General features: G+C 31.0%; 11 protein-coding genes and 1 other RNA gene. 6 read left to right on the top strand and 6 right to left on the bottom strand.

Annotated elements, in window-relative coordinates:
* Window positions 1-25: 25 nt before the first annotated feature.
* From BTO06_RS04965 to BTO06_RS04975, 3 genes are all read right to left on the bottom strand, one after another.
* Window positions 26-2,599 carry a beta-mannosidase gene (locus BTO06_RS04965; RefSeq protein ID WP_100924248.1) on the bottom strand — a complete coding sequence of 858 codons (2,574 nt, stop codon included), beginning with the start codon at window positions 2,597-2,599 and terminating at the stop codon, window positions 26-28.
* Between the two features lie 170 nt (window positions 2,600-2,769).
* A complete protein-coding gene (locus BTO06_RS04970) occupies window positions 2,770-5,163 on the bottom strand; it encodes a TonB-dependent receptor (protein ID WP_232731515.1) in 2,394 nt (797 codons plus the stop codon).
* A gap of 60 nt (window positions 5,164-5,223) precedes the next feature.
* On the bottom strand, window positions 5,224-6,921 hold the full coding sequence (locus BTO06_RS04975) for a M23 family metallopeptidase (RefSeq protein WP_232731516.1): 1,698 nt from the start codon (window positions 6,919-6,921) through the stop codon (window positions 5,224-5,226).
* A gap of 148 nt (window positions 6,922-7,069) precedes the next feature.
* On the opposite strand from BTO06_RS04975, the gene BTO06_RS04980 reads away from it, so the two are divergent.
* From BTO06_RS04980 to BTO06_RS05000, 5 genes are all read left to right on the top strand, one after another.
* Window positions 7,070-7,360 (top strand): hypothetical protein, encoded by a 291-nt coding sequence (locus tag BTO06_RS04980; RefSeq protein ID WP_100924250.1) that lies wholly within the window; start codon window positions 7,070-7,072, stop codon window positions 7,358-7,360.
* Between the two features lie 15 nt (window positions 7,361-7,375).
* Window positions 7,376-7,666 (top strand): cell division protein ZapA, encoded by a 291-nt coding sequence (locus tag BTO06_RS04985; RefSeq protein WP_100924251.1) that lies wholly within the window; start codon window positions 7,376-7,378, stop codon window positions 7,664-7,666.
* 52 nt (window positions 7,667-7,718) lie between these two features.
* A non-coding RNA gene (ssrS, locus tag BTO06_RS04990) (6S RNA) lies at window positions 7,719-7,824 on the top strand.
* 54 nt (window positions 7,825-7,878) lie between these two features.
* Window positions 7,879-9,444 (top strand): ribonuclease Y, encoded by a 1,566-nt coding sequence (gene rny, locus BTO06_RS04995; RefSeq protein ID WP_100924252.1) that lies wholly within the window; start codon window positions 7,879-7,881, stop codon window positions 9,442-9,444.
* A 95-nt stretch (window positions 9,445-9,539) separates the two neighbouring features.
* A complete protein-coding gene (locus tag BTO06_RS05000) occupies window positions 9,540-10,103 on the top strand; it encodes an outer membrane beta-barrel protein (RefSeq protein ID WP_100924253.1) in 564 nt (187 codons plus the stop codon).
* Window positions 10,104-10,159: 56 nt separating this feature from the next.
* On the opposite strand, the gene BTO06_RS05005 is transcribed toward BTO06_RS05000, so the two are convergent.
* A complete protein-coding gene (locus tag BTO06_RS05005) occupies window positions 10,160-11,950 on the bottom strand; it encodes a DEAD/DEAH box helicase (RefSeq protein ID WP_100924254.1) in 1,791 nt (596 codons plus the stop codon).
* Window positions 11,951-12,060: 110 nt separating this feature from the next.
* Entirely contained in the window at window positions 12,061-13,419 is a 1,359-nt protein-coding gene (locus BTO06_RS05010) for a hypothetical protein (protein ID WP_100924255.1), read from the bottom strand.
* A 178-nt stretch (window positions 13,420-13,597) separates the two neighbouring features.
* On the opposite strand from BTO06_RS05010, the gene BTO06_RS05015 reads away from it, so the two are divergent.
* Window positions 13,598-15,220 carry an ABC-F family ATP-binding cassette domain-containing protein gene (locus BTO06_RS05015; RefSeq protein WP_100924256.1) on the top strand — a complete coding sequence of 541 codons (1,623 nt, stop codon included), beginning with the start codon at window positions 13,598-13,600 and terminating at the stop codon, window positions 15,218-15,220.
* 53 nt (window positions 15,221-15,273) lie between these two features.
* Here the strand turns inward: BTO06_RS05015 and BTO06_RS05020 are convergent, their stop codons facing one another.
* Complete coding sequence (locus tag BTO06_RS05020; RefSeq protein WP_100924257.1) at window positions 15,274-16,215, bottom strand: LysR family transcriptional regulator; 942 nt, start codon at window positions 16,213-16,215, stop codon at window positions 15,274-15,276.
* Window positions 16,216-16,313: the final 98 nt, after the last annotated feature.

The following is a 16,313-nucleotide window of genomic DNA, read 5'->3' on the forward strand; positions in this document are numbered from 1 at the left end:
ATTCTATGAATTTATTTTTGGCTTCTTAATAACTATCAAACAAACTTGTAACTTTAAGTTTATCTTTAAAAATATCAAGTGATTTTAAGTTTCCTTTTTTTATAGAAATTACTTTTTCTGAGTTTGGTAGCATGTTAAAATAATTGTCGGAAAAATTTAAATCGAAGTTTCCACTTGCAAAAACACCAATGGCTAAATTTTTAGTTGATAGTTTTACGAAATATTCATCTTCATTTTCACTAACATTAAAGGTGATATTAGGTTGAGGTAGTTTTAGGTCTTTAAAAGGAACAAGAAAATGTTGTTTTGTGTCAAGAATAGAGTTGTTCATACTTAATGAAGTATTTAAGAAAACCTCATTCTTATTTTCTGTAATATCAGATATTTTACTTTTTTCTATTTCGAAATAACTACCAGAAGAGTTTGCAATAACTTTAATATTTCTATTCCATGATTTTAGTTTATTACCTTTAAAATCTAATAAATCAATTGTAAGTCTAGCATTGAAATTAGAAAGTGAATCTGTTGCAATAAATACTTTTATTTTATCTTTTTTATCATTATAACTAACAATTGTTTTCTTGAAAGATTCTTTAACTCCATAATGTAAAGCTTTCCATTTTCCATAATAGTCTATGCTCGACCAAGACGCAACAGGCCAACAATCATTAATTTGCCAATATAAAGATCCCATGCAGCGATATCTATTTTTTCGATGCGCTTGAATTCCAGTTGTAATTCCGTAGGCTTGTAACAAATGGCTTACATATAGGAAGCTTTCAAAATCTTTAGGTTCTTTATAATGACGCAACATGTATTCTTTTATGGTACCATTTCCTATACTTGAACGTTGATGCGACTTCATAACTTCAGAAAAAATATCACGATCTTCGGGTAATGTATATTTATTTACTGTTGCTAACTCTGGAAAAGATTGAAATCCGAATTCAGACATGAAACGTGGAATTTTCATGTTGTAATTATCGAAAGGTTCTTTTCCCCACCAAACACCCCAATAATGAGCATCTCCATCTGTATGCGATTCAGGTACACCTAATTCACTACTTGGAGAAGATGCCCAATATTTTCTATCAGCATCATATTGTTCAACAACTTCAGGAAGAACTTTGTGAAAAATGTCAACATAAGACTGCCAGGTTGTGTTAGCAGCTTTTTCAGATTGTTCTTTAGTAACTTTTTGCTTCCATCCCCATCTTTCCCAAGCAGACAATACTTCATTGTTTCCACACCATAATGCAATCGATGAATGATTTCTTAATCTTTTTACATTATCAATAGCTTCTTGTTTTACATTTTCAAGAAACTTTTTATCACCAGGATACATGGCACAGGCAAACATGAAGTCTTGCCAAATCAATAATCCCATTTCGTCACACAAATCGTAGAATTTTTTATTTTCGTAAAATCCACCACCCCAGACTCGAATCATATTCATATTAGCTTCTTTGGCTGAATTTAAAATATGATAGTAGTTAGAATCTTTTACCCGGGTTAAGAATAAATCTTGTGGAATGTAATTCGCGCCTTTCATAAAAGTAGGTACTCCATTTACTTTAAAATAAAATGAAGTTCCAATCGAATCTTTTTCTCTTAATAATTCAATTGTTCTTAGTCCTATTCGGTTACTTTTTTCATCGTAATGATTTTTATGACTGACTTTTACATTGATGTCATATAAATGTTGTTTTCCCATTCCATTTGGCCACCATAGTTTCGGACTCTTAATTGTGAATGGTATGGTAATCTTATTTTTTCCGAATTTTAATTGATATTCTTTTGAAACAACTAAGGTATCGTTGATACTAATTTCAATTGTGCTTTTTTTAAATTCTTTTGTACTTCTAATTTCAATTTCCGTGGAAAGTTGTGCGGCATCTTTGAGTACTTTTTGACGAATAAAGACATCTTCAATTTTAAAGTTATCCCAGCTTTTTAAAATTACAGGACGCCAAATTCCTGATGTAACTAATCTTGGTCCCCAATCCCAACCAAAGTGATAACCAGCCTTTCTTGAAAATACACTTACTTTCTTATTTTCTTTAACCTTTCCAATTTTAGCTAAATCATTATCTGAAACTTCAATTTCATAATCAATTGAATCGAATTTTTCTATCCCTTTTTTAATAGGAGATTCTAATATTACTTTTATTTCATTTTTTCCAATTTTTATATGCTTTTTTATGTCTATTTGATAACGTCTAAACATGTTATCTGTAGAAATAATTTCGGTATTGTTGATGTAAATTTTACTGTAGGTATCGATGCCTTGAAATTCAATTTCTAGTTGTTCTTTGTAAAAAGTGTCTTGCGAAATGTTGAAAGTTGTTTTATATATCCAATCCTCTTTGTCTATCCATTGAACCTTATGTTCGTTAAGTCTATAAAATGGGTTTTCAATAACATTATGTTTCAGTAAATCGGTATGAACAGTCCCTGGTATTTCAGCTGTTCTCCAAATGGTATCGTTTGATTTTTTGAATGTCCAATTTTCCGTTATTTCTAATTCTTTAACAACTGACTTTTTACATCCTATAATGGAGAATAATAAAATAATAAAAACAATTTTAGATTGATTCATTGATTGAACTTGTTTGCTGTTGAGTAAGATAATCAAGATACTAAATTAAGTTGAAGACAACTTTTACTATGGTTACATAATTTTAAAGAAAAATAAATTAGTTACAATATAAAGAAAACCTTATTTGATTAGAATAGGGTTTTGAGTTTTGTGATGAAGTAATTTTTAATTTAAAACTTCATTCGAAGTTTTAAATTAAGAACTCTTCCTGTCATAAAATTTGGTATTGCAAATTGTTGTTTGCTATACACATCTCTAACCCAAGTATTGGTAATAGAGTTTCTAATGTCAAAAATATTGAATAGTTCTAGTCCTGCAGAAAGTTCTTCGAAATGACTTAAGAATCCGTTAGATACTTTTTTATTATTATCAACGAAAATGTACGAAACACCGATATCAGCTCTTCTATAATCACCTAAACGATTTTGGAATGCATAAACATCCGCATAAGCAGGTGCTCCTCCGGGAACGCCCGTATTATAAACTAAGTTCAAATAAGCCTTTAAATCAGGTAAATTTGGAACATAATCTTGAAATAGAATTCCTAATTTGATTCTTTGATCTGTTGGTCGAGCTATGTAACCTCGGTTATCTATATTTTCTTCTGTTTTTAAATATCCAAAACTCACCCAGCTGTCGCTTCCAGGAACAAATTCACCATTCAATCTAACGTCTAATCCATATGCATAGGCTTCTGTTATATTATCTGCTCGATAACGAATTCGAACATTATCAATTGAATAGGCGTTTACATCGCTTAAGTTTTTATAGTATAATTCTGTCGTTAACTTAAACGGACGGTTCCACATCGTAAAACTATAATCGTTTCCAGTAACAATATGAATTGACTTTTGTGCTTTTACATCAGCTGAGATTTGACCATCAAAACCTCTAAGCTCCCTATAAAAAGGTGGTTGAGAATAAAATCCTCCTGATATCCTAAAAAGCATATCACTCTTCCAGTCTGGTTTAATCGCAAATTGTGCTCTAGGGCTAACTATAAATTGACCTTTAGAGTCGGAACCAATAGGAGAAACTTTCCAATATTGTGATCTAATTCCTGCGTTAAACCATACATCATGATTATTCCAAGTGGTTTTTCTACTGAATTGTAGAAACCCAGAAAATCTATCAATATCTACATTGTTTTCAGCTCTAACATTTTGAAATGGTTCAATTGGACCAGTAAAAGGATTGTAGGGTTGGTCATTTCCGATGTTATGATGTGGTGGACGAACGGAGAAACCGACGCTGTCAATAATTTCCCATTCTCGTATACGATCTTTAATATTTTCTTTCTGATACTTTACACCAGCTCTCCATTCATTATTTCCGTCTTTTAAAGTAGCCCGTAATTGCGCATTCACGATTAAAGCATCTAAGTCATTTCTAGCATGATTTAACTGAGAACCTATACCTTGTGCAAATTCAACATCCCCAAAATTATCAGAACCTAAATTGGTGTTTACTTGTCCTATGTTATATTGAGCAGCAATGTCAAAATATTCTTCCTCTTGAGTATTAAAAGAAGAGATAATTCCTGTTAATTCTAAATTATCATTTAGTTTATAATCCATAGAAACAGCTCCAAATAATGTTTGAAATCTATCCGATTCTTGTCCTTGATAAAAAACAATTAATTCTAATGGATTTGCGATTGTTCCAAAACGAGTTCTTCTTGATAATGGCTTGTATTCATAATTATTCAAAGAGAAGTTTCCAAGAAAGTTAATGTCGACTTTTGATGAAATGTTATAGGATAAGAAGGTTTGAATATCTGTAAAACTAGGTCTAAAGTTTACTTCAGTTTGTTTATCGTTAACGAATAAACTGTTATCTCGATACCTAACACCTAAAATAGCACTTAATTTATCATTGAATAAAAGCCCTTCGGTTGTAATACTTGCTCCTAGAAAACTCAAATCAACTTGAGTACTTGTTTTTGTTGGTTTTCTATAAGTGATATCTAAAACAGAAGATAACTTATCTCCATATTTGGCTTGAAATCCTCCTGCAGAGAAATCAATATTTTGAATCATATGTGAATTGATAAAGCTCAATCCTTCTTGTTGGCCTGATCTTATTAAAAACGGACGATAAACTTCAATTCCATTTACATAAACCAAATTTTCATCAAAATTTCCTCCACGCACATTATATTGAGTACTTAATTCATTATTATTACTAACTCCAGGTAGTGTCATTAAAACTGCCTCAACTCCTGTATTTGGACCAACAATTGTTTCTACTTTCTTAGTGTTTATTTTTGTGATTCCTTGTGCTTCTTTCTTTCGATTCTTCACAATAATTTCTTCTAATTCTTCCGTTTTAATAGAAAGAGTTGGAGAGAAGTCGATTGTTCTAGCTCCACGAGTAGTGAATTTTTTTATTAATGTTGAATAGGACACATGTGAAAATGTTACACTAACTGTTTTACGTATTGGAATTTGAAAGGAATAAATTCCGTTTGAGTCGGTAGTTGTTCCTTTTCCAAGATAGCTAATTGCTACACCTTCAATAGGATCTTTAAACTTGTTAACGATTTTCCCTTTAATGGTGGACATTTTCTGAGCGAAAATTAAAGAAGGGAGTAAAAGAAGAAATAAAAGTTTTTTCAAAATGATTTATTGTTTACGATAAAACGTCGTAGTAATGGTTTGAGTATTTCCAACTTTGTCAGAAACTACAAGTTTAAAGATATGTTTGCTACCAACCAATTTTTTATCAGAAAAATCGTAAGTTAAAATTCCTTTTTTGTGATTGTATTCCATTAAAACCCAGTCATTATCAATAGTTGCGCGGTATTCATTTATTCCTGAGCCTTTATCAGATATTTTTACCTGTAAAGTAGAGTTTTTGCTTAACCATCGATCCTTTTCAAAGTTTAAAAGTTTTATTTCAGGAGCTTTGTAATCAAAAAGAAGTTTATAATTTCCTAAAGTTTTTTGATTTGTAAAAACTTTGTTGTCTCGCCTTTTAGTGGCTACATGGTAAGGATATTTATCTTTCGTTACGTTTGCAATATATACCTGCCGTTTTTGTACTTCTGATAGATGACTTGTATTAAAAGTTAGTGTAAACTTTTTGTCTAGAGGTATAATAGGTTTATGTAGTTTTACGATACTATCTGTTACAGAAAAATCAATGAAGCAATCGTGGTAAAAGGTATTTTTTGGAAAAGCAACAGAAATATTTTCCGAGACATATTTGTGGAAATTGTTAGCTATAATTTTATAATTAGTAGTGTCTTTTTTAGAAGACATGGCATTCGAAGGAACTCCTTTTATTGGAATCCTTAGTGCAGTGGCATTTCCATTATAGTCTTTAGCTATAATTTCAATATTGTAATTTTCATATGCATTAATGTAAATTTCCCCATTATTTATAAGGTCTTTGTATATAGTTAATTTGTTGTTTTTAACTTTATGTGTTTTCTGATAACGTTTTTTGTATTTATTATAATGGGCGTAATCGATTAGAAGATTAATATACTTGCTTTCAGAGAATGAAAAAGTTTCCACATTATGATAGTACACTCTGTTTCCGTTCATATTCATTTCCAAGCTATAAATCCCGTTTTTATTCATTGCCGCATTTTGATGATCATAAACGTAAATACCTAATCCAATAGATCCGTTTGCAAAAATCCGTTCTGAGATATAATTACCATTCTCTAATTTCTTTATTGGAATAGTGCTGTCGTTATTTGAGTTATTAATTGTGGAAGTACTGTCAAGAGCGAATAGTTTTAATCCTTTTATAACAGGTTTTTTAGTGTCTTCTACTTTTAATCCAAAAAGCATTGGATTTATAATGTTTTCAGTTTTTGTATCTCTGATCTCGTAATGTAAGTGAGGTCCACCTGAACTTCCTGTATCACCAGAATATGCAATAATTTCTCCTTTTTTAATTACAAACTGTTTTGGTTTCGGAAATAGATTTCCAATAATATTTTTCTCTCTTTTATATTGAGTTGCCTTAACAAACTCTTGAATTTTAGGAGCAAATTTCTGCAAATGTGCATACACTGTAGTATATCCGTTTGGGTGCTCAATATACAATGCTTTTCCATAGCCGTATTGTCTAACTTTAATTCTAGAAACAAAACCATCAGCAGTTGCTTTTATCGGAATTCCTTCCTTTTGCTGAGTTTTTAAGTCGATACCTGAATGAAAATGATTATTTCTCAATTCGCCAAATGTACCAGCAACAACTACAGGAATATCCATTGGATTGCTAAAATAGTTTTGTGGATAATCCTTTTTTTGTCCGAATAAAACAAATGAAAATACCAATAAAAATAGAAAAAAGTAATATTTCAAAGCGATACAATTTATAAACGAAATTACTAAAATTATGATAAAGTTTTATGTGTTTGAAATTCAGAATTTTAAGAAAAAAGTGTTTAAGAGTTGCGTTTGTTAAAAGAGATTATTAGTTTTGTATTAAATGGTTTTATCTCAATAATTAATGAGTGACACTTTAGAAGCTATTCATTTACTGGAACTTAAGTTGAAAGATATATTAAATAAATATGAGTTCCTTCGAAAAGAAAACGAGATTTTGCTTCAACAAAATAGTGATTTGCAGGTTTTATTGAATGAGAAAGAGCAAGATTTGGTTCATCAAAGCAAACGGTTTGATATATTGAAAGTAGCTAAAACCATTGAAGGCAGTAATGAATATTCGAGAAATACAAAACTCAAAATAAATGCTTTAATTCGAGAGATTGATAAGTGTATTACCCTCTTGAATGCGTAAGAAGTTCTTTAAAAAATGGAAAATTTAAAAGTTAATGTCGTCATTGCTGGAAGAACTTATCCTTTGATTGTGAAAGATGCAACAGAAGAGGAAGGGATGAGAAAAGCAGCAAAACAAATTAATAATTTAATTTTGAATTTTGAAGAAAATTATGCGGTGGCAGATAAACAAGATGTTTTAGCGATGTGTGCCTTGCAGTTCGCATCTAAGTTAGAAATGATTTCATTGAAAACATCTGAAGAAGCTATTGAAGTTTTAAATAAACTAAATGAACTAACAGAAGAGTTAGATAATCATTTAAAATAAGTTCATTATATAACAGTTAACATACTGCCTATATTAGTACAAAGTTTAATAAACTCAACACTATTCAATTAAAAAGAATGAGTCTTGGTTAGTAAAGCAAGCCGTTTAGTCGGATCCTTGATCAGCCAGTTAGTTCTAAACCTGTTTTTCAGGAGTTTATAAAACACTACTAATATGGGCTTTTTTTATTTATAAGGATAGATTATTCAATTATGGAAGGATTATTATTACCAATATTGGTAGGTGTCATAGGTGTTGTAGTAGGATTTGTTATCGCAAAAATGCTCGAGAAAACTAAGGCTAACAAGCTGCTTAAAGAAACAAATAAGGAAGCTAAGAGCATGATTAAAGAGGCGAAGTTAGAGGCTGAGGCAATCAAAAAAGACAAGATATTACAAGCGAAAGAAAAGTTTATTGAATTAAAAGCAGAACATGAGAAAGTAATTCTAACGAGAGAGAAAAAAATGTCTGATGTTGAAAAGAGGATAAGGGATAAAGAATCACGTGTTTCTTCGGAGCTAGATAAAAATAAAAAACTTTCTCAATCGTTAGAAAAAAAGACTTCAGATTTAGATTATAAACTTAATTTTTTAGAGAAAAGAGAGTCAGAGGTTGATAAGCTTCACAAAAGACATGTTGATATGCTAGAACAGATTTCTGGTTTTTCTGCCGATGAAGCAAAAACAGAACTAGTAGCATCTTTAAAAGAGGAAGCGAAAGCTGATGCCATGAGTTTTATCCAAGAAACTTTAGAAGAAGCTAAAATGACTGCACAACAAGAAGCTAGAAAAGTTGTTTTAAATACTATTCAAAGAGTTGGAGTAGAGCAGGCAATCGAAAACTGTGTATCAGTATTCAATTTAGAGTCTGACGATGTGAAAGGTCGAATTATCGGACGTGAAGGTCGTAATATACGTGCTTTAGAAGCAGCGACAGGAGTTGAAATTATAGTTGACGATACGCCAGAAGCAATTATTCTTTCTTGTTTTGATCCTGTTCGTCGTGAGATAGCAAGGTTGTCCATGCATAAGTTAGTTACCGATGGTAGAATACACCCAGCTAGAATTGAAGAAATTGTTAGGAAGACCGAAAAACAAATTAATCAAGAGATTATTGAAGTAGGTAAACGTACTGTTATTGAATTAGGAATTCATGGATTACATCCAGAACTAATTAAAACTGTTGGAAGAATGAAGTATCGTTCTTCATACGGACAAAATTTATTACAGCACTCAAGAGAAGTTGCTAACTTATGTGGTTTAATGGCAGCTGAGATGGGATTAAATGCTAAAGCTGCTAAAAGAGCAGGTTTATTGCACGATATAGGTAAGGTTCCAGAGACAGAGAGTGAACTGCCACACGCATTATTAGGAATGCAATGGGCCGAGAAATATGGAGAAAAACCTGATGTTTGTAATGCAATTGGAGCTCACCACGATGAAATTGAAATGAAGAGTTTACTAGCTCCTATAGTTCAGGTTTGTGATGCGATTTCAGGAGCAAGACCTGGGGCAAGAAGACAGGTTCTAGATAGTTATATTCAGCGTTTAAAAGATTTAGAAGATATTGCTTTTGGTTTTACAGGAGTTCAGAAAGCTTATGCAATACAGGCGGGTAGAGAATTACGTGTAATGGTTGAAAGTACAAAGGTAAATGATGAAAGAGCAGCTGAATTATCATTTAATATTTCTCAAAAAATACAAAATGATATGACGTATCCTGGACAGGTCAAGGTTACTGTAATTAGAGAAACGAGAGCTGTAAATGTTGCAAAGTAGCAGCAATTATAATTTAAGAATATTTTAAAGCACAAGTTTAAAACTTGTGCTTTTTATTTTTTAGTTTCGTCGCTTAACTCAAAAATTGTTTACAAATGAAAAACTTATTTTCAATTTTATTACTATTTGTTTTACTTATTAGTTTTAATTCATTTTCTCAGTCTTCTGAATATGGAGTTACGGCTGGTTATAATAACTTTATTGCTTCAGTTAATTTTGATAATCAGATTGGAGAAAGTTCTGATGGTGCTTCAGGTTATTATATTGGTTTATTCGGAGATTTTAAAATTAGTGATAAATTTTCTTTTATACCTGAAGTCCAATTCAATCAGGTTTTTAATAATGGTGAGAATGGAGAAATCTTAATATTACCATTAAAATTTGAATATACTATAGTTGATAAATTCAACGTAAATGCAGGACCTGTATTAGATTACTATTTAAGTGAAAAAGATGAAAATATCACAGATTTTGGATTAGGTTTAGGGCTTGGTGGATCTTATGATTTAACCGACAAATTATCTATTACGACAATGTACTCAATTGGCTTAATAAATCGAACTCCTGATTTAAAAGTTGATTTTGGATTTACAGAAATTTTCGATGTCAATACAAAATTTGACTTTTTTCAAGTAGGATTGGCATATAAGTTAAAATAATATTATTGGACTTAAAAAAACACCAATTTATTGGTGTTTTTTTTAGTCTATTTAAATTATCTTCTTCTAGATCTTCTTGAATCTCTTCCTTTGGAATTTTCTTTCTTTGGGAAGGGTTTCTTTTTGTTGTTTCTAGTTCTACCGAAACCTTTAGATGGATGATCATCATTTCTTCTGCTTCTTCCGCTTCCTCCGCGTCTTCTTCCGCCACCGCCTTTTCGCTCGGTTTTTGTAATTTCAATATTTACTTTTCTTCCATTGAATTCAGGAGAATTTGCTGAGAAGGCATCTAATGTATCACTTTCAAAGTTTTTATCGATTTCAAAGAAAGAAAATGTGTCAAGAATATCAATCGCACCGATTTCAGCTTTATTGTTGATTCCTTGTTCGTTAATTAAACCCATTAATTTTGCAGGATTTAATCTGTCTTTTCTTCCTAAATTGATAAAGAAACGAGTCATATCTTCGCTTGCCATGCGTCCATTTCTCCCACGACCACGTTCTCCACGATCATTTGAAATCATATTATTTAAATCCGGTGCATTCTCATAATATGATAAGAAAGAGTTGAATTCAAGTGAAACAAATTTTTGAATTAATTCTTCTCTAGAGAAATCTTTTAATTTATCATATATGTTTGGTAGGTATGTGTCAATTTCTGAAGTATTTACTTCTGAATTTTCAATTTTATCAATTAAATGGAATAATTGTTTTTCACAAATCTCTTTTCCGGTAGGAATTGAAGTTTCAATGAATTTCTTCTTTAAAATTCGTTCAATTGGATTTAATTTTCCTCGTTCTTTTCTATTGACTAAAACTACTGAAATACCTTTATTTCCGGCTCTACCAGTTCTACCACTACGGTGATTATAATTCTCTATTTGATCTGGAAGTTTGTGATTGATAACATGTGTAAGATTGTCAACGTCTAAACCTCTTGCAGCAACATCTGTAGCTACTAACATTTGAATATTCTTTTTTCTGAATTTATCCATGACACTATCACGTTGAGCTTGTGATAAATCTCCATGAAGTGAATCAGCATTATAACCATCTTGGATTAACTTATCTGCTACCTCTTGCGTCTCTCTTCGAGTTCTACAGAAAACAATGGCATAAATATCAGGGTTAATATCTGCGATTCGTTTTAATGCTGGATAACGACTTCTTTCACTAACTAAATAGTACTGGTGAGTTACATTATCAGAACCTTGATTTTTTTGTCCAGAAGTAATTTCAACTGGATTATCCATATAATTTTTAGCTATGGCTTCAACTTCTCTAGGAAAAGTAGCCGAAAAAAGTAACGTTTGCTTAGTTTCAGGTGTTGCTTCAAGGACTTTATCAAGTTCGTCTTTGAATCCCATATTAAGCATTTCATCAGCTTCATCTAATACGAGCCATTTTACATTTCCAAGCTTTAAAGCCCGTCTGCGAATTAAATCAACAGTTCTACCCGGAGTTCCAACAACGATTTGTGCTCCCTTTTTTAACTGTTTAATTTGTTGCTCAATATTAGCACCACCATAAACAGTAACCACTTTTAAATCTGGAAGATATTTAGAAAAGTCCTCAATATTTTTACCGATTTGAACAGCAAGTTCTCGAGTAGGAGAAAGGATAATTGCTTGTGATGTTTTGTCTTTATCATCAGCTAATTCAACAATTGGTAAACTGAAAGCTGCAGTTTTCCCTGTTCCAGTTTGAGCAAAAGCTTTTAAATCTTCTGAGGACGATAAAATTTGTGGAATAGCTTTTTCTTGAATAACGGTAGGAGATTCATAACCTAAATCTACCAACGCCTTATTAATAGGTTCTTTTAAACCTAAATCTGCGAATTTTGACATATTGTGAATTTAAACGAATTCACAGATGCCCTATCCGCGAATTCTAAATATTATTTTGTTTTAGGACGGTGCAAAAGTAATGAATTTAAAATAAACTTATTTAGAGGTAGTTACTGTAATTCAGTTATTTGTTTTTCAATCCTTTTCGAGGACAAAGCACAGAATCCGTTTTTTACAATTCCATTGTTATTAACTAAGACCATTCTAGGATATTTACTGGTTAAAAATTTATGAGCGTCACTTTCTTTGTGAAGATAATACTGATGTTTGATATTTAAATCATTAATGTACTCATTTTTATCCTCATTTATGTTAATCACTAAGAAATTCACATTTGGATGCTTGTTAATTAAGTAATTCATTCTAGAAGCCACCCATTTATCGGAAGAGTAATCCTTGTTCCTAAAGTAAATAACTGTACTATTACTTTTTATTATGTCACGAATTTTTTCCATTGAACCTTGGGGGGTATACAATCTAAAATTCGGAATAAGTCTATTTTTTGGAACATGTTTAACATCTGTTAATAAACATGCAATCTCCTCTTTATCTGAATCGTTAGATGAGAATTTAGAAAAAGCTTCATAAGCCTTTTTATTTAAGCTACAGCTTTTTTTCGTATAAAAATGACGTAGGATTGTTTCTTTTAATAATCTATTTTTAAGCTCTTGAGAATCTATTTTTTTATTAACAGTTTCTAAAACAGCAACAGTGAATTCATCACTATCATCTTTTAAATTCTTTTCATAAACGTCGTAATAAATGTTATTATAAACGTATTTTCTATAAGGAGAGAAAAACATTAAGGAGTCTATATTAATGTCCAATTCTTTTCTGTGAGAAACAAACTTAGTTTCATCAAATTGTATTGGTTTACTTTTTAGTCTATTGTTAATAATGTATGTCTCTAATTTTGTGTAAAGAGGATAATATAAAACAATGTTTAAAACATCGAAAAACCTTTCTGAAGTTTCGGGATAGTTCGTTTTAAACTTACTTATGTAATCTTTCTTTAAAGATTTTAATGAATCTACCTTACTTAAGAAACGCTCGGATTCAAATCCATAATATTTATAAAAATCTTTATCCTGTTTCTCATTAATCAAGAAGTTTTCAATTAAAGCATTATTTTTTTCAGCGTTACTTCCACTAAAAACTAACGACTCATCAAAGTCCCACGTATTTAATCTCAATAGCAAGCTGTCTTGCGGCTCAAGGAATACATACTGAAACTCCGCACCGTGTTTGAAAAGGTATAAACCAGTTTGAATGTCTTTAAAAACTCCATTAAATGTATTATCAGGATTTAACTTAACTGAATCTATAACTTCTTCATAATGATTATGTAAGGTGATATAGTCAGCTTTCGGGTTGATGATTTTTCCTCCTAAATATGTGTGGTTCTCTTTCTTATTGTTAGTACAACTAACTATAACTATTGATAAAAGGGGAATTAAATATTTAATCATTCTCTTCAAACCGGGCATATGTTAACGCTCAAAAATAGAAATATAGCTCAAATTGAGATGTTAATTCAGTGTTAATATTCTAATAAATAAGAGTTTTTATGATAATATTTATTCTACTTAAATGCCGTAAAAGGATGGAGATTTTATACTTTTGCATGAAATTTTAAAAAATTGACAAATGTTAACAGTTTCTAATTTATCAGTTCAGTTTGGTAAAAGAGTATTGTTCGATGAAGTAAATACCAAGTTTACTCAGGGAAATTGCTACGGAATTATCGGTGCAAATGGAGCAGGAAAATCTACCTTTTTAAAAATATTATCTGGTCAAATAGATCCAACTTCTGGACAAGTTCACTTGGAGCCTGGAAAAAGAATGTCTGTTCTATCACAGGATCACTATGCATTTGATGAGTTTTCGGTTTTGGAAACTGTGGTAATGGGTAATAGAGATTTGTATAGGATAAAGAAAGAGATAGATGCTTTATATGCTGATTATACAGATGAAAATGCAGAGAAGATTGGTGAGTTACAAGTCCAGTTTGAAGAAATGAACGGTTGGAATGCTGATTCTGAAGCAGCGGCAATGTTGTCAAATTTAGGAATTAAAGAGGATTTCCATTATTCTTTAGTTAAGGATTTGGATGGTAAGCAAAAAGTAAGAGTTTTATTAGCTCAAGCTTTATTTGGTAGTCCAGACGTGTTAATCATGGATGAGCCTACCAATGATTTAGATTTTGAAACTATTTCTTGGTTAGAAAATTTCTTGGCTAACTATGATAATACTGTAATAGTTGTATCTCACGACCGTCACTTTTTAGATGCTGTTTGTACACATATTTCTGATATTGATTTTGGAAAGATTAACCACTTTTCAGGAAATTATACTTTCTGGTACGAATCTAGCCAGTTGGCGGCAAAGCAAAGAGCACAACAAAATAAGAAAGCTGAAGACAAGAAGAAAGAACTAGAAGAATTCATACGCCGTTTCTCTGCAAACGTTGCAAAATCAAAGCAAGCCACTTCTCGTAAGAAAATGATTGAGAAGTTAAATGTTGAGGAAATTAAACCTTCAAGTCGTCGTTATCCAGCGATTATTTTTGAAAGAGATAGAGAAGCAGGGGATCAAATTTTAAATGTAGAAGGATTGTCAGCTAAAGATGCAGAGGGAGATTTATTATTTTCTAATGTTGATATTAATTTAAATAGAGGAGATAAAGTAGCTGTTATTTCTAAAAATTCTAAAGCAACAACTGCTTTTTATCAAATAATAGCAGGAAACGAAGATGCTTTAGAAGGAAGTTATAATTGGGGAGTAACAACTACACAATCGTATCTACCGTCTGATAATTCAGAGTTTTTCCAAAATGGAGATTTAAATCTAGTAGATTGGTTACGTCAATATGCTAAAACAGAAGAAGAGAGAGAGGAAGTCTTTTTACGTGGATTTTTAGGAAAAATGATTTTCTCTGGAGAAGAAGCTTTAAAGAAAAGTAACGTTTTATCTGGAGGAGAAAAGGTTCGTTGTATGTTATCTAGAATGATGATGACAAGAGCGAATATATTAAACTTAGATGAACCAACAAATCACTTAGATTTAGAATCAATTCAATCTTTAAACAACTCGTTGATTAATTTTAAAGGGACTGTTTTATTTACAACACATGACCACGAGTTTGCGCAAACTGTAGCAAATAGAATTATTGAAATTACACCAAACGGAGTAATCGATAAATATGCAACTTTTGATGAGTATTTAGATGATCCTAAAGTAAAGGAATTAAGAGAAAAAATGTATGCATAAATTTGTGTAATTAAAAAACAAAAAAGGAAGCTATTTAGCTTCCTTTTTTGTTTTTATTCCTTCTTTATAGGACTTATAATATCAACATCACTAAAAGCAATTGCACCACGAATAATTCCATCAATATTAGATTTTAACGCTTCAATCAATTGCATTTTTAATTGAGATTTATGATAAATTAAACTCACTTCTCTCGCAGGTGGCGGTGTTTCAAATTCTCTTAAATGATTTTTATCGTTTTCATTTAAGTCGAGTGTATTTAAATAGGGAAGTAAAGTCATTCCCAAACCATCCTTTGACAACTTAATTAAAGTATCAAAACTTCCACTTTCTAATTGAAATCTTTTATGCTCATCTTTTTTATTCATTTTACACAGGTTAATGACACTATTTTTAAAACAGTGTCCATCTTCTAAAAGTAAAATGTCTTCTAATTCCAAATCCTCTACAGCTAACTTTTCCTTTTCATATAATCTATGTTCATTTGGTATTAAACCAACAAAAGGCTCATAATATAAAACACGTTCTTTGATAGCTTCATTTCCTAAAGGCGTAGCGGCAATAGCAGCATCAATATAACCATCAGTAAGTTTTCTGATAATTTCTTCAGTTGTTAGTTCTTCAATAATCAACTGAACTTTTGGGTAAGTCTTAGTGAAATGTTTAAGAAACATAGGAAGTAATGTTGGCATGATAGTAGGAATAATTCCTAATTTAAATTCACCTCCGATATATCCTTTTTGTTGATGAACAATATCTATAATTCTATTACTTTCATCAACAATTACTTTCGCTTGCTCAACAATTTTTCTTCCAACTGGGGTTAATTCAATTGGTTTTTTTGAACGATTAAAAATTTTAGCATCTAGCTCTTCTTCAAGTTTTTGTATTTGCATACTGAGCGTTGGTTGAGTAACAAAACAATGTTCAGCGGCAACGGTAAAATTTTTGTGTTCAGCTACAGCTAATGTATATTTTAGTTGTGTGATTGTCATTAATAATAATTTTCGATAAAGATATTAAAACTATCAATTATGCTAATGGTTAAACACTTTTATTTTGAACTAATTTTGTAAAACAAAACAACAAAAAT

Source organism: Tenacibaculum sp. SZ-18, from assembly GCF_002813915.1.
Lineage (GTDB): Bacteria > Bacteroidota > Bacteroidia > Flavobacteriales > Flavobacteriaceae > Polaribacter.